This window comes from Flavivirga rizhaonensis (genome assembly GCF_004791695.1).
GTDB classification, from domain to species: Bacteria; Bacteroidota; Bacteroidia; order Flavobacteriales; family Flavobacteriaceae; genus Flavivirga; species Flavivirga rizhaonensis.
Genome location: NZ_SRSO01000020.1, coordinates 1 through 23,604, shown reverse-complemented (window position 1 = coordinate 23,604; position 23,604 = coordinate 1). Strand labels below are relative to the sequence as shown.

Annotated in this window: 21 protein-coding genes; 5 read left to right on the top strand and 16 right to left on the bottom strand. The window is 31.9% G+C overall.

Features of this window, described 5'->3' with window-relative positions; translation table 11 throughout:
- Positions 1–18 precede the first annotated feature (18 nt).
- Positions 19–909 (bottom strand): DUF6607 family protein, encoded by an 891-nt coding sequence (locus tag EM932_RS13830; RefSeq protein WP_135877785.1) that lies wholly within the window; start codon positions 907–909, stop codon positions 19–21.
- Positions 910–1,013: 104 nt separating this feature from the next.
- Here EM932_RS13830 and EM932_RS13825 point away from each other — a divergent pair, with 104 nt between their 5' ends.
- Together EM932_RS13825 and EM932_RS13820 are read left to right on the top strand one after the other, a co-directional pair.
- A complete protein-coding gene (locus EM932_RS13825; protein WP_135877784.1) occupies positions 1,014–3,098 on the top strand; it encodes a TonB-dependent receptor plug domain-containing protein in 2,085 nt (694 codons plus the stop codon).
- 13 nt (positions 3,099–3,111) lie between these two features.
- Complete coding sequence (locus EM932_RS13820) at positions 3,112–3,738, top strand: HmuY family protein (RefSeq protein WP_135877783.1); 627 nt, start codon at positions 3,112–3,114, stop codon at positions 3,736–3,738.
- Between the two features lie 203 nt (positions 3,739–3,941).
- On the opposite strand, the gene EM932_RS13815 is transcribed toward EM932_RS13820, so the two are convergent.
- From EM932_RS13815 to EM932_RS13745, 15 genes are all read right to left on the bottom strand, one after another.
- Positions 3,942–5,810, bottom strand: coding sequence for a SulP family inorganic anion transporter (locus tag EM932_RS13815; protein ID WP_135877782.1), 1,869 nt, complete (start codon positions 5,808–5,810; stop codon positions 3,942–3,944).
- A 96-nt stretch (positions 5,811–5,906) separates the two neighbouring features.
- Positions 5,907–6,590 carry a DUF2490 domain-containing protein gene (locus EM932_RS13810; protein WP_135877781.1) on the bottom strand — a complete coding sequence of 228 codons (684 nt, stop codon included), beginning with the start codon at positions 6,588–6,590 and terminating at the stop codon, positions 5,907–5,909.
- Positions 6,591–6,601: 11 nt separating this feature from the next.
- Positions 6,602–7,231, bottom strand: a complete 630-nt coding sequence (locus EM932_RS13805; protein ID WP_135877780.1) for a carbonic anhydrase family protein — start codon at positions 7,229–7,231, stop codon at positions 6,602–6,604.
- A gap of 30 nt (positions 7,232–7,261) precedes the next feature.
- Positions 7,262–8,095 (bottom strand): universal stress protein, encoded by an 834-nt coding sequence (locus EM932_RS13800; RefSeq protein ID WP_135877779.1) that lies wholly within the window; start codon positions 8,093–8,095, stop codon positions 7,262–7,264.
- Positions 8,096–8,106: 11 nt separating this feature from the next.
- Positions 8,107–9,687 carry a SulP family inorganic anion transporter gene (locus tag EM932_RS13795; protein WP_135877778.1) on the bottom strand — a complete coding sequence of 527 codons (1,581 nt, stop codon included), beginning with the start codon at positions 9,685–9,687 and terminating at the stop codon, positions 8,107–8,109.
- Positions 9,688–9,769: 82 nt separating this feature from the next.
- Complete coding sequence (locus EM932_RS13790; RefSeq protein ID WP_135877777.1) at positions 9,770–10,072, bottom strand: hypothetical protein; 303 nt, start codon at positions 10,070–10,072, stop codon at positions 9,770–9,772.
- A gap of 53 nt (positions 10,073–10,125) precedes the next feature.
- Complete coding sequence (locus EM932_RS13785) at positions 10,126–10,884, bottom strand: SH3 domain-containing protein (protein WP_135877776.1); 759 nt, start codon at positions 10,882–10,884, stop codon at positions 10,126–10,128.
- A 1-nt stretch (position 10,885) separates the two neighbouring features.
- Positions 10,886–12,664, bottom strand: a complete 1,779-nt coding sequence (locus EM932_RS13780; protein WP_135877775.1) for a BatD family protein — start codon at positions 12,662–12,664, stop codon at positions 10,886–10,888.
- Between the two features lie 92 nt (positions 12,665–12,756).
- On the bottom strand, positions 12,757–13,590 hold the full coding sequence (locus EM932_RS13775; RefSeq protein ID WP_135877774.1) for a tetratricopeptide repeat protein: 834 nt from the start codon (positions 13,588–13,590) through the stop codon (positions 12,757–12,759).
- 88 nt (positions 13,591–13,678) lie between these two features.
- Positions 13,679–14,716: a vWA domain-containing protein gene (locus EM932_RS13770; protein ID WP_135877773.1), complete on the bottom strand. Its 1,038-nt coding sequence runs from the start codon at positions 14,714–14,716 to the stop codon at positions 13,679–13,681.
- 57 nt (positions 14,717–14,773) lie between these two features.
- Positions 14,774–15,778: a vWA domain-containing protein gene (locus tag EM932_RS13765; protein ID WP_135877772.1), complete on the bottom strand. Its 1,005-nt coding sequence runs from the start codon at positions 15,776–15,778 to the stop codon at positions 14,774–14,776.
- Positions 15,778–17,457 carry a BatD family protein gene (locus EM932_RS13760; protein ID WP_135877771.1) on the bottom strand — a complete coding sequence of 560 codons (1,680 nt, stop codon included), beginning with the start codon at positions 17,455–17,457 and terminating at the stop codon, positions 15,778–15,780. The genes EM932_RS13765 and EM932_RS13760 overlap by 1 nt, the downstream gene beginning before the upstream one ends.
- 43 nt (positions 17,458–17,500) lie before the next feature.
- Positions 17,501–18,367, bottom strand: a complete 867-nt coding sequence (locus EM932_RS13755) for a DUF58 domain-containing protein (protein WP_135877770.1) — start codon at positions 18,365–18,367, stop codon at positions 17,501–17,503.
- Positions 18,368–18,470: 103 nt separating this feature from the next.
- A complete protein-coding gene (locus EM932_RS13750) occupies positions 18,471–19,472 on the bottom strand; it encodes an AAA family ATPase (RefSeq protein WP_135877769.1) in 1,002 nt (333 codons plus the stop codon).
- Positions 19,473–19,661: 189 nt separating this feature from the next.
- Positions 19,662–20,771, bottom strand: a complete 1,110-nt coding sequence (locus EM932_RS13745) for a DUF4382 domain-containing protein (RefSeq protein WP_135877768.1) — start codon at positions 20,769–20,771, stop codon at positions 19,662–19,664.
- Between the two features lie 229 nt (positions 20,772–21,000).
- Here EM932_RS13745 and EM932_RS13740 point away from each other — a divergent pair, with 229 nt between their 5' ends.
- From EM932_RS13740 to EM932_RS13730, 3 genes are all read left to right on the top strand, one after another.
- Positions 21,001–21,753 (top strand): SDR family NAD(P)-dependent oxidoreductase, encoded by a 753-nt coding sequence (locus EM932_RS13740; RefSeq protein WP_135877767.1) that lies wholly within the window; start codon positions 21,001–21,003, stop codon positions 21,751–21,753.
- Between the two features lie 61 nt (positions 21,754–21,814).
- Positions 21,815–22,204, top strand: coding sequence for a four helix bundle protein (locus EM932_RS13735; protein WP_135877766.1), 390 nt, complete (start codon positions 21,815–21,817; stop codon positions 22,202–22,204).
- A 28-nt stretch (positions 22,205–22,232) separates the two neighbouring features.
- Positions 22,233–23,366, top strand: a complete 1,134-nt coding sequence (locus EM932_RS13730; protein ID WP_135877765.1) for an ATP-binding protein — start codon at positions 22,233–22,235, stop codon at positions 23,364–23,366.
- The last annotated feature ends 238 nt before the right edge of the window (positions 23,367–23,604 follow it).

Genomic DNA, 23,604 nt, shown 5'->3' with positions numbered 1-23,604 from the left:
TGTTAAACTGAATGAATACTAATTTAAAAACTGGTTAATAATTGCTTCAATGTCTTTTTTGTTTGCATTATTCTCTAAAGCAAATAAATATTGATACAGCTTTTTATCATCTACTTTCTCTTTTAATTTTATTTCTTTATTTTTTGCAAGAACATGATCCCATTCTTGTCTTACTTTTTTCCAAATTTTATTGTTTTTTTTCCACCAATCTTTCGCAAGTTTACATTTTTCATCCGCAATTTTCCTATAAATATTATATCCTTTTTCTTGTACTAATAACTCATCTTTTTCTCCATCAACACGAATAATCTTGTCATTATCCTGTTCATGTAACCATCCATAGCCTGTAAGCTGCACATTATTACCTCTGTTCATAATATTATAATCATCTCGTTTAGAGTATTCTCTCCTTGGTAATGGTGCATCTGTTTTGTTTGCCCAATAACTTTTTCCATCGACATGAACCCATGTTGCTGAACCTGAATAACGAGGACTATCATCTACCTGATATGCTTTTTGCGTCCATTGACCACTAACATCTTCTTTCGAAAACTTTTTTATACCCCAAGTATTTTTAGATTTATAATTAAACACATATTGGTTTTGAAATTCCCAGTCTTGACGCCAATGCTTAATAACCATCGTATCATTCACAATCAACAAATGCTGAATGCCTATTTTGTTTTCTTTATCAACTACTAATTCAGCCCATTCTAAGGCAGATGCTCTATAATCATACGCTTTTTCATAAGCAATATCTGGTGAAAATGTTTCAGCATATTTAAACTTTACTTCATAACAGCCACACATATCTTTTATAGCTTTTTGGTCTTTAGTTTTTTTCTCTTGTGTATTTCCAACTGATGAAAATGTTAAAATCAATAATGATAGTAGTGTTAATTGTTTCATTTTTAAAGGTTTGTTTTTAATAATTAAAAAAAGTTAAAAAATTAATTGTTCTTATTTAGACTAAATTAAAATAACTTATATATTTGTGGCAAATTTAATTAAGAATGATTCTAAATAAAAAATATTTTTGCATTTATTTTTCGCTTTTTTTGGGGAGCACTTTATTTTCTCAAGAATCTAAAGCGATTACAAAGGATTCTACAAAAACAGAATATTTAGATGATGTTATAATTACAGCCACACGGACCATTAGACAATTATCTTCCTTACCTCTTCCAGCTCAAATTGTTTCTAAAGAAGACATAAAACAATCTAATTCTATTCGTTTAAATGATATCCTGAATGAGCAAACAGGTCTAATTACTATCCCTGATTTTGGAGGTGGTGAAGGTATTCAACTTCAAGGCTTAGATTCTCAATACACTTTAATTCTTATAGATGGTGTTCCTCTTGTTGGGCGCTCTGCTGGTACTTTAAACCTTAGCAGGATTACGGTTGGCAATATAAAACAGATTGAAATTGTTAAAGGCGCCTCTTCTAGTCTTTACGGAAGCGAAGCTTTAGGCGGTGTTATAAATATTATAACCGAAAATATTAAAAAGGGCTTCAGTGGAAATGTGAATTATAGATTAGGATCCTTTGGCAGCCATGATTTAAGTTCGACAATACATTATAAAAAACAAAAATTAGGGATTAGTGCATTTTTTAATAGATATAGTAGTGATGGTTATGATTTAATTGATGGTGACGATCTAAACACCGTCGACCCTTTTAGCAATTACACATTCAACTCAAAAATCACCTATGATTTTTCAGAGGCAACTAATCTTTTTATTTCCAGCAAGTATTATAATCAAAATCAAGATTATGTAGCCTCAACTGAATTAAAAGGAGAAAGTGATATAAACGAATGGAATACGCATTTAAAATTAAGCCATGTTTATGATAAAAAATGGCGTAGTTATTTTGAATTTTATGCTACTCGATATATTGCAAAAGATTATTTAGACAATGAAGATGGTACTCAATTTAGTAATAGCCACTACAATCAATTATTAATTCGTCCAGAAATTAGAGCAACATATAACCCGAATGATAAAGAGGCTTTTATAGGAGGAGCTGGGTTTAATCATGAAACATTGAACAGAACATATTTTTCCTTAAAACCTATATTTAATTCTCCTTACCTCTATCTTCAATATGATAGTACACCTATTGAAAAGCTCAATATTATTTTAGGAGCTCGATTTGACAACCATAACAAATACAAATCTCAATTTAGTCCAAAGGCTGCCATCCGCTATGGATTAAATGATAAACTGGCAATAAAAGGTGCTATTGGTTATGGGTTTAAGGCTCCCGATTTTAGGCAATTATATTTCGATTTTACAAATACAACCGTTGGTTATACTGTTTTAGGATATAATGCCGTTACAACTGCTATACCCGCATTAGAATCTCAAGGGCAATTAGCTAATATTATTGTACCTGCTTCTGATTTTGAAGATGCTTTAAATCCTGAAAACTCTATCAGCATTAACATTGGAATTGATTATAGTTTATCTCCTAAATTAAAATTTGGTTTAAACTTTTTCAGAAATAGCATTAATGATCTTATTGATCTAAGAGTAATAGCTAATAAAACTAATGGTCAAAATGTATTCAGTTATTACAATGTCAATAAAGTATATACGAAAGGCTTAGAGTTTAATTCTACCTGGAATCCTACAGATCAGTTTAAAATTTCAGGCGGTTATCAACTTTTGTTTGCTAAGGATACAGATGCAGAAGAAGCTTTTGAAAACGGAAGCGTTTTTGCCAGAGAACATCCAAGTGCTCCTTCTTTTCAACTCAAAAAAAACGACTATTTCGGGTTGTATAACAGATCCCGACACATGGCTAATTTAAAAGTCTTTTATAAAATTCCTAACTGGAATCTAGACACCAATATTAGAGGAACGTATCGAAGTAAATATGGTTTATTAGACACTAATGGAAACACCTATTTAGACACGTATGATGAGTTTGTCAATGGGTATTCTATTATCGATTTTGCTGTAAATAAAACCTTTTACAAAAACTATGGATTGAGTTTCGGAATTGATAATCTATTCGGCTTCACAGACACACAAAACATCAGCAACATTGCTGGTCGTATTATATATGGAAAACTTAACATTAAATTTTAATACAACAAATACCATGAAAACAATCAATTTTTTAACATTAGTAACCTTATTTATAGCTTTCTCTTCTTGTAGCAGCGATAATGATTCTAAACCTTTATTAAATATAGAGTCTAAAACTATTTCAAATTTATACGCACCACAATCTGGAGGACAAGGACAACCAGTGTCTGGACTTTTTACAAAGTTTGATTTTATATTAGGTAAAACAACAACACATGAAACTGATTGGGATATTGCTTTTAGGGGTACTTCAATTATTGTTAATGGTGGAACTTCTTTAGGGACTACAGATGAACCAAATAGAACAGGTGATGCTGCTGTTTATATTGCTAACGGAACTATGGCTTCTATTACAAATGTTGATACGGCATTATTTGTTCAAGACTCTAGTACGGGCTACGCCATTGCTTCTGGTAGTGGAAATGGATGGTATACTTATGCTGGACCTCCAACACATTTAATTATGCCTATTCCTGGGAAAGTATTAGTGTTTAAAACGAGAGATGGTACTTATGCCAAGGTAGAAATCTTAAGCTATTATGAAAATGCTCCCTCCAACCCCGATGCCTTTACTGATGGTACACCTTATTATACATTTAATTATGTTTATCAACCAAATACGGATATTACAACATTTTAACTATTAGTAAATATTGACGTACGTTATTTATAAAGATTTTTTATAATATTGGCGTTAGAAGTTTAAAACAACTCCAAAACTTATATAATAGAGGTCTAAAAAGTCTAATTTTTGTCCGTTCGAGCCTATCGATTTCGTTCAAGACATTCAATTTTATTTACTTTTTAGACCTCTATTAACTTTAATGATAAATCTCTATAACTTTAACTTGGATGTATGTCTTTTACATTTGTTTTAATCCATTCCATACAGTGTTCAAAATCATCAAATATATGTTCTCTTGGAATTAAATCTGGTATAATATCTATTCGTTCCATCATATACTTCGGCTGTCTTAACAACCCAACAAACAAGACTTCAATACCTTTTTTATTTAAGTCCTGAAGCATATCTTCCATAGCGTATAAGCCAGATTGGTCCATATATTGCATACGCCCTAACCTTATAACAACAGTTTTAGCAGTATCAGGAATTTGTGCTGTTAATTGCTGAAAATCACTTGTTGATCCAAAGAACAATGGTCCCTTTAAGTGTTTTATAAAAACTTCTTCTTTTAAGTTATCGGGGAAGTTAGCTTCATCTGCCCAAGCTTCTTCTTTAAGTGGTTTTACATCTGAACGTTCTGCGGTTAAATCCCCTATTTTCTTCATAAACATTAAAGACGCTATTACAAGCCCAATACCAACAGCATAAATTAAGTCCCAAAAAGTAGAAAGTAACAGAACAACAAGCATAATCAATACTTCTGAGCTTAGTTTTAACGGCCCCAATTTTATATCTCTTGGTAAACTTGGAATTGCCTTTAAGCCTTTGTAATCCATAACACCGATACCAACTGTTATTAAAATACCAGCTAGGACTGCCGCAGGAATTTTTGACGCTACAGGTCCTAAGGCTAACAATATTATTAATAATAGAACGCCAGCAATCATCCCTGATAATTTTGTTTTACCACCAGAGGTAATATTTACTACCGTTCTAATAGTTGCTCCTGCTCCTGGAATACCTCCAAAGATTGCAGCAATACTATTACCTATACCTTGACCTACCAGTTCCTTATTTGGCTTATGTTTCGTTTTTGTCATATTATCGGCAACAACACTAGTTAGCAGTGAATCTATCGCTCCTAATAAAGCCAATGTTAATGCAGTAAAAACATATGGAGTTACACTACTTAACTTAAAACTTGTGAAAATTTCTAAATTTGGAATAGGTAATCCGCTCGGAATTTCTTCAATGGGTCTATAGTTTAACCCAAAACCAACCGCAATTCCAGACATAACTATTAAAGCGACTAATGTACTCGGTACTGCTTTAGTAATACGTTTAAAACCATAAATGATAAAAATAGTCCCTAAGGCTAATATTAATTCTAACCAATTAATCTTTTGTAATGCTCTTGGAAGAATCTTTATTATTCCGAAAGCTTTTTTACTTTCATTTTTAGCTAATGTTTGAGATTCCCTTAAAATATCGTCTTGCGAAATGGCTTCAGATCTGGATATCGTTTCTTTAAAATTCTCCAATACTAAAATACCTTCACTTTTTTCTTCTTCGATAATATTTCTAAGAATAACATTTTCTGCTTGTGCTTTAAATGTGTTAACAAACTCCATATCTTCTTTTGGGTAATACCCTATAGAAGGTAAAATTTGAGTTAGTAATATAATAACTCCAATAGCAGTCATAAAACCTGAAACTACAGGGTAAGGAATGTACCTTATGTACTTTCCTAAACCTAAAATGCCTAACCCAACTTGCATTAATCCTGTTAACAAAAATACAGTAAGAATTACTGGTAGTGCCTTATTAACATCGCCATCATTAGTTGCAATTATACCTGCTATAACAAGCATACTAACCGCCGTCATTGGTGCTGTTGGCCCAGAAATCTGAGTGTTAGTTCCTCCAAAAAGAGCAGCAAAAAAACTAATAAAAATAGCACCATATAATCCTGCTGTAGGACCTAACCCAGAAGACACTCCAAAAGCAAGCGCTAAGGGTAATGCGACTATGCCCGCAGTAATACCACCAAAAGCATCTCCTCTTATGTTTGAAAAAAGATTTTTCATGTTTTAAGTAAAAGTTTAGAAGTTCTAAGTTAATTCATTTTGACCCAAAAAAAAACCCAACACTCAAAGGTATTGGTTTTTTTAACTAAAATTTACTTAAAATGTAACGAAAGTGATAATATTGAATTGATCTCTGCTACTGGTTTCGAAAAATTGATTCATGTAGCCTGCTTCTAGTCTTATACTCTTATTGATATTATAACCAATACCTGCATACACCCTATTTCTATCAAAAATAGCAGTTTTGGTATTTAAAAATATTTCATTGTATGCAGAAAAATAATATTTACTATTTTGATTCTCTCTGTTAAAGAAAGGGATATTTAACGCTAAAAAATAACGAAATCGTAATTTAAAATCATCTTCAACAAAACGTTGTTCAAATCTATATCGATGATTTAATTTTACACGCCCTATCTTTTGTTTTGATGTAAACTGCTGAAAAATTCTATGTTCATTAACAGACACTTTATCATCCGAATTTCCTATATAGTTTTCCGAAAGGATATAGCCATAACCTAGTAATACGTTATTCTTGCTTTCATTAAAGGTATACCCCAAACCTGTTCTTAAAAGCAGTTGTTCAAGGTCTCCAATAGCATTATAGTTTCTGTATTGAATCTCGTTATGGATATTCCACTTCGGGTTAAGTTTTTTGTTACCTATGTATATTAGCCAATTACCAAAATCACTATCTTGACTTTGCATAAGTAAGGGAGACATTAATGCCATGATTAATGCTACCATACTTACTTTTATTTTCATAATATTGTTTTTCATCTATAAGTTTTTTACTCATAGAATGTCACGGCACCTGAATGAATATCGTACATAGCTCCAATGATCATAATCTCGCCATTATTTTGCATGTCTGCTAATACTTCACTTTCTTTCATAATTCTTTCAATAGTTAACTCAACATTTTTCTTAGAAACATTATCTACAAATTCTATGTTTTTTGAATTTCGTAAACTTGCATCTTGAGGCTCAGAAACGGCATTTACTGCTGGTGTAATTTTTTCAATAAGTTTGGTTAAGTTCCCCATTTTAGCATTGTCACAAGCTCCTTTTACAGCTCCACAACTTGTATGCCCTAACACAACTACGAGCTTGGTTCCTGCCAGTTTACAGGCAAATTCCATACTTCCTAAAATATCTTCATTTACAAAATTCCCTGCTACTCTGGCGCTAAAAATATCACCTATACCTTGATCAAAAATTAATTCTGAAGACACTCTGGAATCTATACAGCTTAAAATAGTTGCAAATGGGTATTGCCCATTGCTCGTGTCTTTAACCTGATCCAATAAATTTCTATCTGCTTTTAAATTATCCTGAAATCTTTGATTTCCTTCTTTTAAATATTCCAATGACTTGTTAGGTGTCATTGCTGCTTGTGTTTCTTTTGTATGTGCTTTCATAATTTTTTAATTAAATTTATTTTTATAAAATTATTGTACTGATAGTCTTTGTCCTCCCGTAACTAGGAATGAAACATTGAGCTTCCCTATAAAAGTCTTAATATCGGAAGCTGATGTGTTTTCGTTTTTCACGGTACTTTTCTTTTCTCTATTTACGCATAATAAGTTAATATTATTTTTTGATACATAATTAGAAAGATTATCAGTGGTATTGTCACTTGCTTCAAAGACATATTCAATCACTTTTTTATTGATATGCTTATTCGTTTTTGTACTTGTATCTGAATCGCTTTTACCAATTTTAAAAGATTTCAAAGGCTTTTGTGTTTGATTTATCAAGTCTTCAATAAACTCTAAATTAAATGATTCTTCAACCCCGTTTAGCAAACCAAGTGATATGTCTTTATTTGGTTCCAATACATTATCATTATCTGCTAGCATTATTACACCATCATGTTCTTTAAGAATAAAATTTGTAATACCATACATAAAATTAAGTGGTTTAGATTTTCTTTTACCTAAAACAATTATGTCGGGTTTATTAAGTTTAATGTATTTACGCATTTCATCCTTTACATTTCCATAGGTAAATGAATAATTTATGTTTACTCCGTAATCTTTGGAAATAGGTGTTATCAAGTCTTGTATTTCCTTTTCAATTGCAAAATGCCCCTTATTTATAGTACGCATAGCTGATAATTGGCTTTCTTTTTCTACAACGTCACTGGGCTTTTTAACATGGAAAAATTCTATGCTTCCATTTATCATTTTAGCTAAACTGACTGTGCTTTTTAATGTTGCATTTGTAGATTTTTTTAAATCTGAAAGGACTAATATCTTATATTTATTTGTATTATTTTTCATGATTTTTAGGTTTAAGTTGTTTTGGGCCTCAATTTAAAAAACTCAATAAAGCTTGATGGGTTTTCAACAATACCACGTTCTGAAATCAATTTAATATCAATGTTTCTTTCATTTGCTTTAAATGCAAAATCTTCTAAAATCTCAATAATATCATTATCTAAATATCTTGTTTTCCTAACATCTAATTCTAAATAGGTATCCCTTGGTAGGCTATCTAATTCTTTAAGGATTGCTCCTTTATTAAAAAACGTAACTTCTTCGGCAAATGTCATTTTTATTTTATGCTTTCCATTACTTTTATCTTCAATATGTAGAAAATGTGAGTTTTGATAACTTTTAATAAGGATAACAATAATACCTATTCCTAGTCCTAGTCCAATTCCGTATAGAAGATCTATAAATACAATACCTAAAACAGTTACTGTAAATGGAATGGATTGTTTCCACCCTAACTTAGCCATTTTTTTAAATAACGAAGGTTTTGCCAACTTATAACCAACAACTAATAATATAGCAGCTAGAACAGATAATGGAATCATGTTCAGTAATCTAGGGATTAAAATAACCGATATTATTAAGAAAAACCCATGAATAATTGCTGACATTTTTGATACACCTCCTGATTGAATATTTGCCGAACTCCTAACAATTACTTGTGTTATTGGTAAACCTCCAACTAGCCCAGAAAGAATATTACCTGTACCTTGAGCTAACAATTCTCTATTAGTAGGTGTTACATTTTTGTTAGGATCTAACTTATCGGTTGCTTCTACGCACAGTAAGGTTTCTAAACTTGCTACTAATGCAATAGTAAATGCAACAATCCATACATCTGGTTTAGTGATAACATTAAAATTAGGAAAACTAAATTGACCGAAAAACGATGAAGCATCTTCAGGAACTGGTACACTCACTAAATGTGATTGCGATATTGCCAACGCTTCATTTGACTGTGTCATAATAAAAAAGATAATCCCAATCACAACAGCGACTAATGGTCCTTGTACTAATTGAAATATCTTTCCTTTTTTAGATAATACTTTATCCCAAAGTATTAAAATAGCTAATCCTATTATACCAATTAAAGCAGAGCCTAGCTTTATATGGTTTATAGTACCTATTAGTTCTGAAAAAGTCCCTTTACTGTCTACTTCAAAGAAAAATAAATCACCCTCAGGATTGGCATCATATCCAAAAAAATGAGGTATTTGTTTTAAAATAATAATAATTCCAATACCTGTTAACATCCCCTTAATTACTGAAGATGGGAAATAGTATCCAATAATCCCTGCTTTTAAAACCCCAAATAACAATTGAATAATACCTCCTAATACAACAGCTACTAAAAAGTTTTGATATCCTCCTAAGGTTCCTATAGCTGTTAAAACAATTGCTGCTAAACCTGCAGCTGGTCCACTAACTCCAATTTTTGAGCCACTTAAAGATCCAACAACAACACCTCCTATAATTCCTGCTATTAATCCTGAAAAAAGGGGGGCACCACTTGCTAATGCAATACCTAAACATAATGGTAGTGCAACAAAAAATACGACTATACTCGCTGGTAAGTCATTCTTAATAGTTTTAAACATATTACAATAAATTTTTCTCCTTGATGAAAATCAAAGAGTGATTAATTTGATACAATGGCTTTTAAAGCCAACAAAATTTAAATTATAATATGTGTAATTCTGGGGGAGGAGAAATAAGATTTAAATGAGGTTTAGGATAGTTTTTGAAATAATATTCTAAATTATTTTCCGATTCGTTTGAAGCGAACTCTAATTCGTTCATATTAAGATCAAAAACCAAAATCTCTACATCTTTATCTTTTTTACCGCCTTTTTCTTCTTCTTCAGATGAAGCAAAAAAGAAAGAGACATCAATAGAATCGTCTACCATAGTAATAACCGTTGGTGCTGATAAAAACACCAAAAAGATTATTGAAAAGCATACGGAAACTATATTTCTAAACATTCTATTAAAAAAATATGAAAAACAAATATATACTATTTTTTGTTAGGGAAAAGTTAAATATTATTCAACAACTTTATGTCTTCTGATTTTACCCAACCCATTTTACCATCAGGAAGTTTAATTTTTTCCCAATTGTTATACGACTCTAACACCTGTATTTTAGTGCCTTCATGCAGTCTAAAAGACTCTTCACTTTTAGAGTTTGGGTCACTTTTTACTTTACTTTCCTGTACAAAAATAATTGCAGGATTATCTTTTTTATCTAAGTTGTATTTATGAAGTGCAAATGCAAGTGATACACATAATAAAACTAACGAGGCTAAACTTCCCATGAATGCTAAACGTTTCCTTAACGTTGAATAAGCAAAGTAATAAATGAGAAATAAAACGACAAAACAAAACACTAGACCTACAGCCGTTCTTGCCCAATTATCAAAACTCATCATATTAGTCATACTTTTTACGAGTTTAGAAAATCCAGCTTCTGGAATAACATCAATAGCATCAATGGTCATGTTTTGAGCAAATGATAGGTTGTTCTTAATATCATCGTCATTAGGTGCTAATTGTAGTGCTTTTTCGTAAAAATAGATACTTGGTGCAATGTTGTTTAATTTATAATGTGCATTTGCCAAATTAAAATACAAATCGGCTGAATGGTTCTCTGTATCTAAAATAGCATTATAATTATCTATTGCTTCGGCATATTTGCCTTCATTATATAAGGCATTGGCCTTTTCAAATAATGTTTGATTTTGAGAAAAAGCGGTTAAGCTCAACAAAAACGATACTATGTAAAAAACTTTTTTCATCTTAACGTGCTTGTTTATCTATTAAAGAAATTGTTTTTGCTGCTTTATCATAATCTTCCTGCATCGTAACAATATCTATTGGTGTATATCTAGCTAATTCACAATTTTTTACAATAGCAATAAAATCTTTTATGACTCTGTCATCAACCTGCTTTTCTTTTAGTAAACTATTAATTTTATCTTTACTTAAGTCGTTAGTTTCTATATGTAATCTGGCCTTTAAATAATTGTGTAATGCTTTCTCCAAGGCTATATAAAAGGCTTCTTTTTTGCCAAGTGATTTTTTAGCATTGCTTAAATATTTCTTTGCTAATTTATCTGCTTTTCTAATTCTATTTCCATAGACATCGGCATCTCTGCTTGCCTTTTTCCTGCGGACAATTATGGCTAAAGGGATTAGTAAAAAAGGGGATAACAACAGACTCCAAAACAAATTTGTTTTAAAGAAATAAGTTGATTTAGTGCTAACAAAATCTGTCTTGGTTTTAATAAAAGCAAATTGATCGTTGTTTAAAACCACACGTTGTTTAACATTGCTTATTGGATTTCCATCAGAAGTTCCGCTGGTGGTATTATTTGTAGGTCCATTTAAAACATCTATTATAATTTCGTCGGATGATAATCGCTTATAAGTTTCTGTTTTTAAATCGAAATATGAAAAAGAAATACTAGGTATTGGATACTTGCCTTTGTATTGCGGCACAACGGTATAACTATCTGAAATACTTCCTCTCATTCCAGATAGATTTGTTTTTACTTGCTCTTTATGCTCTGGCTCATAAACTTCTAAAGAGCTTGGCAATGATATTTTAGGCAACTTAAAAAGCTTTAGATTCCCATTTCCTTCAACAGCTACTTTCACTTGAAATGACTCCGAGGCGTCCAATACTCTTTTTGAGGCTATTACATCGAGCTTAAAATCGCCAACAGCTCCTGCAAAATCTACTGGTTTGCCTGCTTCTGGTAAAGGCTTAACATGAATCGTTTTATTACCCGCGGAAACCGTTTTATTAACACGTGTCATTAAAAGACTTCCAAAAATATCTCGTCTATTAGAAGGCACACGTAAAGAGATATCTAAAGTTAATGGCTCAATATTTAGCTTCCCTGTTTTTTGAGGATATAATACTGCTTTCCGTAAAATTAAAAAGCGATAATCTTTACCATTATAGGTACCGTTTTGAACTTTTTGTCCTTGTGTATTTATATTCTGGCTCCAAAAATCATTATACCTTGGACTATCTATTTCATTCCAATTATCAACGGCTATAGTAGGCGATACATATAACTTATAAACAACCGTAATGGCTTCATTTAAATAGGGGGTTGTTTTTGAAACTTCTGCTACTAAATGAATGTTTTCTGAAGCTATAAAATTGGCATCATTAGGATCTTTTGGTTTGTCTACTGCTGCAGTAACCTGAATATTTAAAGGTAATGTTTTATAGGTTTCACCATCAATAGTAATAGTAGCTTGTTTAATCGTGAAATTACCTCGCTTTTTTGGCGCTAAAAAATAGCTATAGGTTTTCTTATAAGTTCTTACACCATTAATCCAAGAATTACTTACTGATTGATTCGGGCCACCTACTACTGTGAAATTTGAAAAATTTGGAGGATTAAAGTTATCTCCATCTTTATTCATTTCAAAGTCAATACGCAAACGCTCGTTTATGCCTAATTTTTGTTTACTTACTTTCGCTTCAAACTTAACTTGTGCTAAAGTTATACTTGTTGTAAGTAGTAATAATATTATTGATATATGTTTGATAATTTTCATGATGATTAACGAACAACGATTAGCGATTTTTGATGTTTGAATTATTGCTTTTCGACGTTTTAATACTAATAACAAAATCAGATTTCTTTAGCTTACCAGTCTTTTTCAGTTTTTATTTTTGCACCTTTTTCTTTTACTGCATTCATTTTTTCCTGAACCTTTTGTTCTTGATTATTCATGGCTTCCAGTAAATTCTTTATTTGTTGTGGCGACATTTGTCCAGGTTGAGGCTTAGGTTTTTGCTGTTCTTTTTTCTTATCTTCATCTCCTTTACCTTTATCTTCTTTAGGGTTTCCTTTATCATCCTTTTCGTCGTCGCCCTCTTTTTTCTCCTCGTCGCCTTTATCTTTCTTATCTTCTTTATCGTCGCCCTCTTTATCTTTTTTGTCTTCGTTGTCTTTCTTATCCTTATCGTCCTTATTCTCGTCCTCTTTATTTTCGTCGTCTTTGTTTTCGTCTTCCTGCTTCTTTTGCTCTTCTGCACAAATTTTTGCTATACCTAGATTGTAACGGGTTTCATTATCTGTAGGGTCGTTTCTCAAAGCATTTTTAAAAGCTTCAACAGCTTCTTTACACTTTTTATTCTGCATTAATATATTGCCAATATTATGATATGCTTTATGCTTCTCTGACTTAGAATTAGTTGCCTTTGCGGCTTGTTCGTGACGGTAAAGCGCTTCTTCTAAATTACCTTCTTTATAATAGGCATTCCCTAAGTTATAAATTCCTGCTACCGTATTTGGTTGCTTTGAAATAGCTTGTCTATAAGCCATTTCTCCAGAAACAAAATCATCTTTTATTAAACTATTTCCTTCATAAACAAAACCATTAGCCTTTTTAAGTGCTAATACTTGCTCTTTATCTTCTTGTTGAGCAAAAGATATTGAGACGATACATGTTAATAGAATTAATGCTATACGTTTCATTTTTTTTATTTCTAAGATATAAAACCTTAACACTTTTGTTCGTTAAAAATTTTATAAAAATTTTAAATCAAATCGTTTCACTCGAAAGTTAAAGATTTTCATTAAATAGATTCAACTTCTTTAACCATGACGTTTTACGCTCTAACAAGAAAACATCTAAAAGCAAAAAGAAAATGCCAAAACCTAAAAACCATTGAAATTGATCTTTAAAATCGGCAAATTGTTTGGCTTCAAATTCTGTTTTATCCATGCTATTTAAAATTTCACGAATATTCTCAACAACATCATTGGTATTTTTTCCATTTATATAAGCTCCATTGGCTTCTTCTGCAATAGCTATAAGCGTTTCTTCATTTAAACGTGTAATAACCGTTTCTCCTTGATTATCCTTTTTGTAGTTTAAAACAATGCCATTTCGTTTTTCTGGAATGGGTCCTCCTTTTATATCTCCTACACCTATCGTAAATATTCGAATGCCTTCTTCATTAGCTTCCTCTGCTATCGCTGCTGCTTCTTCACTATGATCTTCACCATCCGAAATAATAACAAGCACACGGTTGGTTTGTTCTTCATCATCAAAATATGTTTTAGCCAGTTTAATGGCTTCGTTTATAGCCGTTCCTTGTGATGACAGCATGTCTGTATTCATGCTTTGCAAAAACATCTTAGCTGATGCATAATCTGTTGTTATAGGTAATTGCGGAAACGCTTTTCCTGCATAAGCTATGATACCTACACGGTCACTTGCCAGATTATTGATAATTTGTGTAACGAGTTGTTTTGATTTTTCTAATCTGTTTGGTGCGATGTCTTCTGCCAACATACTTTTAGATACATCGACTGCAAAAACAATATCTACACCTTCTCGTTTAACTGTTTCTAGTTTTGTTCCTATTTTAGGATTCACCAAGGCTATTGCCAGACATGCAAACGCTAAGCTCAAAACACCTATCTTTAATATTGATTTAAACAAGGATGTATTGGGGCTTAATTTTTTAAGTAATCTTTTATCAGCAAATTTACTTTGTGCTTTATATTTCCATAATTGAAGCACCAAAAAGAGTAGGATTATCACAGGGATAACGCCTAATACCCAAAACCATATTTTTTCTTCTAATTGATACATTGTGTCTATTTGTTCATCGTGAATTCGTTTATTTGTTTTGCAACAAATTCACCAATACTAATTGAAACTTCTAAAAACTGTAAAACGCAACAGTATTTCTATAAGGAGCAGTAATCCTGCAAATAATACCAATGATCGGTATTTCTCTTCGTAATTATAAAATTTAAACTCCTCTATTTCTGTTTTTTCCAGTTTATTAATTTCATCATAAATTTCTTCTAACTTTCTATTATTGGTGGCTCTAAAATATTTACCACCAGTAACGTTGGCTATTTCTTTAAGTAATTCTTCATCAATCTCTACTTGAATTCGCCCGTACTGAAATGTTCCATTTGGTAAGACTCTAACAGGAGACAGCGCCATTCCATTCGTTCCTAAACCAATTGTATAGGTTTTTATATCATATTCAACCGCTAATTCACTAGCAATTTTAGGGTCGATAAACCCTGAATTGTTTACACCATCGGTCAATAAAATAATGACTTTACTTGTTGCCTTACTATCTTTTAATCGGTTTACTGCTGTTGCTAAGCCCATACCTATAGCAGTTCCTCCTTCAATGATATTATTATATTTTATACTTTTTAAAGAACGTATTACAATTGCTTTATCGCTTGTAATTGGGGTTTTTGTGTAACTTTCTCCTGCGTATTCTACCAAACCAATTCTATCGTTTGGTCTGCCTTTAATAAATTCTGCTGCTACTTTTTTTAATGCTTCTAATCTATTTGGTGACAAATCTTTAGCCAACATACTTGCAGATACGTCTATTGCCATAACAATATCTATCCCCCTTGTGGTTTTTGTTTTTGTTGAAACATCCACTGTTCGAGGTCTGGCTAATGCTGTAATTAACAACGCCAATGCTACTAAACGCAAAACAAACAATATGTGCTTTAATTTTGGCAACCATGAATTAGTAATCTTAAAACCTTTTAAACTTGATATCTTAAGTTCGGCTGTTTGTTTTTTATGCTTAAAGACATACCAGAGTATAGCTAATGGAAGCACTAATAGCAACCAGAATAGTTCTTTATTTAAAAATTCGATTCCCTCAAACATTATTCTTCTGCTTTTTTAAGTTCTACTGAATTTAAAATCCGCTCTACCATTTGATCTGCATAAACATCATTTTGCTTCCATAAAAGAAGTACTTGCTGTACAATGTTTTCTGAAACAAATGCTAAAGTAGCATACTTACCTTTGTCAAATTTATCCGAATTTAGCACCGGCATATCCAAAGTACCGTGAACTTTTAATCCTTCAGCACCGTTTGGAGTAACAAATTCTTCATTCTTTGTTATGATATTCTGTGCGCCAGTTCCTTCAAGAATTTTGAAACTTCCTTCTATAGATTGTTTTAGATCTATTTTATTTTCACCCAAGTTTTTATACTTAGAAGTAGCAACCACAACATTGAACTTATCAATTAAACTTCCATAGCCAAACATTGTAACTTCAACCTGTTGCGCCATTTCTTCTGGCACTCCAGAATCCATTCTTTTTAAAACTTTTGGTGTAGAAATGGTTATAGGAGGAAATCCGTATTCACTAGTAACCCAATCGCCCTCTAAAAGCTCAATACTATCATGACCAATAATGGTATCTTTCACATATTTAAAACCATATTTTATTGAAAAACCTACAATAGTAGCTATTATCAAAAAGACACTTATTGCTACGGTTATAATAATTTTTTTTCGAGTCTTTTTACGTTCTAATTCTTCTCGGTATTTTTCATCTAAAAGCTTCTCTTCTTCTGTTGGCTCTGGTAACACTTCTTTTACATGATCAATCTCACTATCAATGGTATCTCTATCTAATTCAGCTAATGCGATATCTGGTGCAGACTTTGCAAACTTTACCAAATCGGCCCGTTTTAGAATACTTTCAATATTTTTAATTGTTTCCTGACTTAAATCAATTTGGTTTCCTTCTTTAAGTAATCGAAGTCTACTAATAAGCTCATCAGTCGTACTTTCTAGAGAATGATCATATACCTTTTCATCTAAATATTTTCTAATGATCCCTGTTAACTCTGAATAATATTCTTTTATTTCTGAATGCTCTAAATAATGACTTTCATCTAATTTTTTAAGAGCTAATTTAGCCCTATCATATGGTGGAAGTAATGCAATTTCCTCTTCTTCGGTTAATGGTTTTTTTCTCCAAATAAACCAGAACAACAAAAATGCTACAACACCAATAATTAGAAGTGTTATCAACAGGTATTTCCACCAATTACTTGAAGGTTTTTTAACTTCAATGATAGGTTTTATGTCATACAAACCTTGTTTTGTAGTATCTACAACGATGTTATTAACCTCAACTTTTAGAGAATCGGTAAAAAAAGTTTTATCTCCAATAATTATTTTTTGTCTGGGAATGGTATAAGCTCCTGAATCAAATTGTGTTAAACCATACTTTTTGATAAGGTTGTATTTATCACTCTTTTTTAAAGTATCTATTTCGTAGGATTCAATCATTTCTAAAGGCTGAAATGTTTGCCCTTCTGGAAAAACAACCAGACTTGTAGTATCTGCCTCTACTTGAATATGATATGTAATTTGCTCTCCTATTTTTATAGATGTAGAATCGATTGCTGAAGTAACTTGACCGAAGGAGACAAAAGAATATAGAAAAAAGATGCAAGACAAGGTCTGCTTACCAAAAAGATAAGACAGACTTGATTCTTGGTTCTTGGTTCTTGGTTCCTTAATATTTAAATAACTTTTCTTCATTTTAAAGTAGGTTTCGACTGCGCTCAACCAGACATTACATTATTTACCCTCTTCTTTTAAAATACCCAAGAAGCTTTTTTACATAGCTTTCGTCAACACGACAATCGATCGCTCCTGCCCCAGATTTTGTAAAGCTCTCTTTATAATAAGCTACTTTTTCCTGGTAGAACTTGCCATAATTTAGTCTTACTTTTTTTGATGACGTATTTACTAACATCAATTCTCCCGTTTCTTCATCTTGCATTTGAACCATTCCTAAGTTTGGTATGCTTTCTTCATGTTTATCGTAAACTCGTATGCCTGTAACATCGTGTTTCCCAGAAACAATTTTCATTGTTTGATGATAATCACCTACCATAAAATCAGACAATACAAACACAATGGCTTTTTTCTTCATAACGTTTTGCATAAACTTCAATGCTTCTGCCAAATTCGTTTGTTTACTTTCTGGTTTAAATTCTATAAGTTCACGAATAATACGAAGTACATGCGATCGTCCTTTTTTAGGTGGAATATATAGTTCTACGCTATCAGAAAACAAGATAAGTCCAATTTTGTCATTGTTTTGAGTTGCTGAAAAAGCCAAGGTCGCTGCAATTTCTGTAACGACTTCGTTTTTAAATTGCTGCTCTGTTCCGAACAATTCAGAACCAGATACATCTACCATAAGCATCATGGTAAGTTCTCGTTCTTCTTCAAAAACTTTTACAAAAGGTTCACTGTAGCGTGCCGTTACGTTCCAATCTATATTACGAACGTCATCCCCAAATTGGTATTGGCGTACTTCACTAAAAGTCATACCCCTCCCCTTAAAGGTCGAATGGTATTCGCCTCCAAATATATGATCAGACAAACGACGTGTCTTAATCTCTATTTTTCGTACTTTTTTTAGTAATTCTTTAGTATCCATTTCTTTTTAGTAAACAGTTTACAGTCTCAGTTTGCAGTAAATTATATCCAGCTTTTAGTAATTAGAAAAACTGCTTACTGCCACTGAATACTGTGAACTAGTTTTATGGTACTTCTATTTCGTTTACAATTTTGTTAATGATATCTACTGAAGTTACATTTTCGGCTTCAGCTTCATAAGTAATACCTATTCTATGTCTTAACACATCATAAACAACTGCACGAACATCTTCTGGAATTACATAGCCTCGACGCTTAATAAAAGCATAACATTTAGCTGCGGTTGCTAAATTGATACTTCCACGTGGAGATGCTCCAAAAGAAATAAGAGGTTTTAAATCTGCAAGTTTATATTTCTCCGGATATCGTGTTGCGAATATAATATCCAGAATATACTTTTCAATTTTCTCATCCATGTACACTTCACGAACTGCTTCTTGAGCTTTTAGTATTTGAGATACAGAAACCACAGGGTTTACTTTATCCCAAGCACCTTTCAAATTAGCTCTCATGATCATTTGTTCTTCATCAATCTTCGGATAATCGATAACCGTTTTTAACATAAAACGGTCAACCTGAGCTTCCGGTAACGGATACGTTCCTTCTTGCTCCACCGGATTTTGTGTTGCCATAACTAAAAACGGTTTATCTAAAACAAATGTTTCATCACCAATAGTTACTTGCTTTTCCTGCATCGCTTCCAGTAAAGCCGACTGCACTTTAGCGGGCGCTCTGTTAATCTCATCTGCTAATACAAAATTAGCAAATATAGGACCTTTCTTTATAGAAAAGTCATTAACCTTCATGTTATAAATCAATGTTCCCGTAACATCGGCGGGTAGTAAATCGGGAGTAAACTGTATTCTGCTAAAGCTTCCGTCTACCGCTTGTGCCAGAGTATTTATCGCCAACGTTTTTGCTAATCCCGGAACACCTTCAAGTAAAATATGTCCTCGACCTAACAATCCAATAAGTAACCGTTCAACCATATGTTTTTGGCCTATTATTACTTTATTCATTTCTAGCATCAGTAAATCAACAAAAGCACTTTCCTTTTCAATTTTCTCGTTAATTGTCTTAATATCAATTGTACCTGTTTCTTGCATCTTCTTTATTTTTTTAAAGCCCGAATATAATAAGCTTATTTGAGCAATGCAAATTGTTAAAATTTTTCTTCTAAACCTGTTAAGGATTGGTTAAAATATTCAACAAACCTAGTTAAGAGTTGGTTAAAAATAAAAGAGCGGTTTCTTTCAAAACTGCTCTTAATATTTATACTTACATGGAATAAATATTTACGCTTCTGGTAAGGTAATATTCCCTAAATCATTTATTTGATCTTCTTTCACCTCTTCATTATTTAATTCTGTTACAGTTAACCCGAATCCATCTGCTGGTGTTAATGTAATTTTGTAGACTCCAATCGGAATATTCTCAAGAAGAAACACACCTTCCTGATTTGTATTTACCTGTACCTCTGCACCATCCACTATAACAGAAGCAGTTACTTCAACATTTTCATTAAGTATTTTACCTGTAATTGCCCCTACTTTTAATGCTAATTGTATGGCAGGTTCTATAACTGTAATTTCTCCATTAACCACTTCTACATCAGAAACAGTTGTTACCTTGTATTTAGAATTTGAATCTACTGGAGTTAGTACAACCTCATAGGTTCCAGTAGGAACTCCCCAGAGCGCAAAATCCCCTGTATAATTAGTGTATGCCGAAATAACTTCGTCATCTTCAATTTCAGATGTTCCTTTGGTGTCTATAACAGATGCTACAGCAGATTCATCAGCAGGAAGTACAGATCCTTCTATAATTCCAGAACTCACTTCTGTTGTTACTCTCATTACTGGTTTTAGATTAATATTTCCAGATTTTCCAGCAACTATAACAGATTTATCAACATCAAAATCTAAAACAAAATCATAAGTAAAGCCTTCTTCTATTAACGCATCTACTTTTAATTTCAAACCAGATTGCTGACCACTTGGCGTCTTTAAATCATGTGTCTCCCCAACATCCAAATCATTTTTAATAACTATCGTATTATTATCACCTAATACTAGTCTTATTTGTTTTAAGGTTCCTGTGGGGATAGGAAACCTATCTACTAAAACCTCATGAACTCCACCAGTGAGATCAAGTAAGTTTATAACTTTTTTATCTGAGTTAAGTGATATCCACCCATTATCATCATCGCTATTGTCATCCATTTTAATCAAAACATCGACAACTTCAACATTCACTTCTTCAAAGTCTCCAGACTCATCTACCAGTTTAATGGAAATAGTTGGAGCTAATAAGTTTGTATTATTTGATTCCGAACTATTACATCCAAAAACGAATATTAATATCAAGGAAAAGAGTGATAACTTTAGTTTATTTAAAGTTCTCATATTATCATTCTAATTTTTAAGCTACTAGTTATTCCAATGAATTTAGATGTAATTAAAAAACATCTTTCTTACCATTCGTAACAAACTTATAGTCTAGGGATTAATTATAATTTAAACTCAATAATACGATATTAAACTTGTTTTAAGTATTTTTATACGTGAATTGCTAAAAAAGGCATATAACCTGTAAAACAGCATAAAAAATTGTCTTTAAATTATAATTAAGAAAATGAAAAAAATAGCCCTGATTACTGGAGCATCAAGTGGTATTGGTAAGGCAACTGCCTATGAATTTGCAAAACATGGTATTAATTTGATTTTATGTGGCAGACGTTTAGAACGCCTAAACACCATCAAAAAAGCATTAGAACGGTTAACCGATGTACATTTATTAAACTTCGATGTTCGTGATAAAGCAAAAACACTTCAATCTATTGAATCACTTCCAGATACTTTTAAGAACATTGACATTTTAATAAACAATGCTGGTAATGCACATGGTTTAGATTCTATAAACGAAGGAAATATTGACGATTGGGATGCTATGATGGATATTAATGTAAAGGGATTACTTTATGTAAGCAAAGCCGTTATTCCACAGATGACGGCTCGTCAATCTGGACATATTATTAACATAGGATCCTCAGCAGGCAAAGAGGTTTACCCTAAAGGGAATGTGTATTGTGCTAGTAAGCATGCTGTTTTGGCTATTACAGAAGGTATGCGTATAGATTTAAACCCTTTTGGCATAAAAGTAGGTGCCATAAACCCTGGTTTGGTAGAAACTGAATTTTCTCAAGTTCGTTTTAAAGGTGATAAAATTGCTGACTCTGTTTACAAAGGTTTTAAAGCTTTACAGGCTAAAGACATTGCTGAGATTATTTACTTTGCAATTTCACGACCTCCTCATGTAAATATTGCCGATTTATTAGTATTTCCTACAGCGCAAGCTAGTTCCACCATAGTAAAGAAATTTAATTAGACTTCTTTACTATGGTGGAACATTATTTATTGTCAATTATTTATTTTTTTATTCAAGACCAATGGCACATTACAACTCATTTGAAGATTTGGAGATTTATAAACAATCTATCATTTTTTGTGACGAAGTATGGAATATCATTATAAATACGAGCTTGAGTAAGGACTATAAGTTACGAGAACAATTAAATGGTTCATCTGGCTCTGTAATGGATAATATTTCTGAAGGTTTTGGTAGGGGTGGCAATAAAGAGTTTATAATGTTCCTTGGTTTTTCTAGAGGTTCTTGTTGTGAAAGCAAATCACAATTATTGAGATGTTATAGAAGAAAGCATATTGATAAGGACACATATCAGAAATTAAATTCTCAAGCAGAAGAGTTGATTAATCAGCTTTCAAAATTCATTAACTATTTAAAATCTTCAAAAAGGAAAGGGTCTAAATTCGATTGAGTGAGAATAAAAAATAACAATAATATTAATGATCAACAAACGCCTTCTTATAAAACACCTCTTAGCTCATAACGATGAGAACAGTTTTTATGACAAAAAGCGAAAAATAGACATTAGTCATAAAGAAGGAAAAGCCAAGTTTTTAAAACATGTTTGTGCCCTCTCCAATAGCAATCCCAAAAACAACTCTTATATCGTTATTGGTGTTGAAGATGAAGACAATAATATTATAGGTGTTGATTTTTTTGATGATAGTAAAATACAAAACCTTATCAATGCTTACTTAAGTCATCCACCCATAGTACAATATGAAAACATTCCATTCCCACATCTTCCAGAAGACAAAGTAGTTGGGTTGGTAACTATTAGACCTACAGGGAAAATTACATCACTTCGAAAAAATATCTGGAAATACTATGGAGGCTCAGTGTTTTTTAGAGATGGTAGTATGAGTATGCCCAAAGTATTTGACATAGAAATAAAAGATGTTAATTCTAAAATCGTTGAAGCGATTGAGAATAACGCACAAAACAATATAGAACATACGCTTGATGGGGTTTTCGATTTTATGAATACCCGTAAAGACTATAACGCACAGTACAAAGTTTTTAAAGAATATTTTGTAGTCTGTTGGGCAGGTCAAAAAAAAACTGTAAAAGACGAAGTTTTCTTTTCCAGAGTAGATATTGAATTAATTAATGAGCAGGTGCGATTATTCTTTTCTGCTTTAGACGAAGTCTCTATTTCATTTGATGACGAAAGCTTTAAAATTATTGAGTACGTAGATCTGGGGCTTCAAAATTCCAGTAAATATTACCAATTAGAAGAAACAACTATTCACTTCGAAAACAATGCGAGTTATAATATAGAAACAACATTATTATTCGAACCTCCTCAATTTGATAAAAAGGCATTACATCATATTTATAACGCTAATAATGCCATTTTAGAGAAACTCAAAAAAGGGCTAACACTTACAAAAAGAGAAGAGGCAGATTTAAAAAATTTACCAGGAACTTATCTTATATGTTTCCTTAATTCGTTTCAAGAAGCTATAAACAAACTTAATGAGGCTAAACCTTATTTAAAAGTACATAGTCAAGAACTATATAACCTTTACAAAGAATCATTACGTATTTTAAGAAAGGTTAAATACAGCTAATAAAGAATTTTTGAAATGAGCTATCCTCGAGGTAGAGCTATAAAGGTTTTTTGCTCATTTCATTATGGCTTTTGAGTCAAAGAAATTCTGTATTTAGATTCCCGTCTTCACGCACTGCTGTCCGGAATAAATTTATTGAAAAAAGGCATATTGGTATTTAATTTTATTTTGTTGTCGTTTTCTAATTCTATTTTGATAATCCATTCTGTTTTTGACAGGTACAAACATTAAGGAACTG

Excerpts from the sequence above, each read along its gene's own strand:
- EM932_RS13730 (WP_135877765.1), top strand. The coding sequence starts at position 22,233 with ATGATCAACAAACGCCTTCTTATAAAACACCTCTTAGCTCATAACGAT.
- EM932_RS13820 (WP_135877783.1), top strand. The coding sequence starts at position 3,112 with ATGAAAACAATCAATTTTTTAACATTAGTAACCTTATTTATAGCTTTC.
- EM932_RS13810 (WP_135877781.1), bottom strand. The coding sequence starts at position 6,590 with ATGAAAAACAATATTATGAAAATAAAAGTAAGTATGGTAGCATTAATC.
- EM932_RS13800 (WP_135877779.1), bottom strand. The coding sequence starts at position 8,095 with ATGAAAAATAATACAAATAAATATAAGATATTAGTCCTTTCAGATTTA.
- EM932_RS13790 (WP_135877777.1), bottom strand. The coding sequence starts at position 10,072 with ATGTTTAGAAATATAGTTTCCGTATGCTTTTCAATAATCTTTTTGGTG.
- EM932_RS13770 (WP_135877773.1), bottom strand. The coding sequence starts at position 14,716 with ATGTATCAATTAGAAGAAAAAATATGGTTTTGGGTATTAGGCGTTATC.
- EM932_RS13785 (WP_135877776.1), bottom strand. The coding sequence starts at position 10,884 with ATGAAAAAAGTTTTTTACATAGTATCGTTTTTGTTGAGCTTAACCGCT.
- EM932_RS13795 (WP_135877778.1), bottom strand. The coding sequence starts at position 9,687 with ATGTTTAAAACTATTAAGAATGACTTACCAGCGAGTATAGTCGTATTT.
- EM932_RS13750 (WP_135877769.1), bottom strand. The coding sequence starts at position 19,472 with ATGCAAGAAACAGGTACAATTGATATTAAGACAATTAACGAGAAAATT.
- EM932_RS13815 (WP_135877782.1), bottom strand. The coding sequence starts at position 5,810 with ATGAAAAATCTTTTTTCAAACATAAGAGGAGATGCTTTTGGTGGTATT.
- EM932_RS13805 (WP_135877780.1), bottom strand. The coding sequence starts at position 7,231 with ATGAAAGCACATACAAAAGAAACACAAGCAGCAATGACACCTAACAAG.
- EM932_RS13735 (WP_135877766.1), top strand. The coding sequence starts at position 21,815 with ATGGCACATTACAACTCATTTGAAGATTTGGAGATTTATAAACAATCT.
- EM932_RS13740 (WP_135877767.1), top strand. The coding sequence starts at position 21,001 with ATGAAAAAAATAGCCCTGATTACTGGAGCATCAAGTGGTATTGGTAAG.
- EM932_RS13780 (WP_135877775.1), bottom strand. The coding sequence starts at position 12,664 with ATGAAAATTATCAAACATATATCAATAATATTATTACTACTTACAACA.
- EM932_RS13825 (WP_135877784.1), top strand. The coding sequence starts at position 1,014 with ATGATTCTAAATAAAAAATATTTTTGCATTTATTTTTCGCTTTTTTTG.
- EM932_RS13755 (WP_135877770.1), bottom strand. The coding sequence starts at position 18,367 with ATGGATACTAAAGAATTACTAAAAAAAGTACGAAAAATAGAGATTAAG.
- EM932_RS13745 (WP_135877768.1), bottom strand. The coding sequence starts at position 20,771 with ATGAGAACTTTAAATAAACTAAAGTTATCACTCTTTTCCTTGATATTA.
- EM932_RS13765 (WP_135877772.1), bottom strand. The coding sequence starts at position 15,778 with ATGTTTGAGGGAATCGAATTTTTAAATAAAGAACTATTCTGGTTGCTA.
- EM932_RS13775 (WP_135877774.1), bottom strand. The coding sequence starts at position 13,590 with ATGAAACGTATAGCATTAATTCTATTAACATGTATCGTCTCAATATCT.
- EM932_RS13760 (WP_135877771.1), bottom strand. The coding sequence starts at position 17,457 with ATGAAGAAAAGTTATTTAAATATTAAGGAACCAAGAACCAAGAACCAA.
- EM932_RS13830 (WP_135877785.1), bottom strand. The coding sequence starts at position 909 with ATGAAACAATTAACACTACTATCATTATTGATTTTAACATTTTCATCA.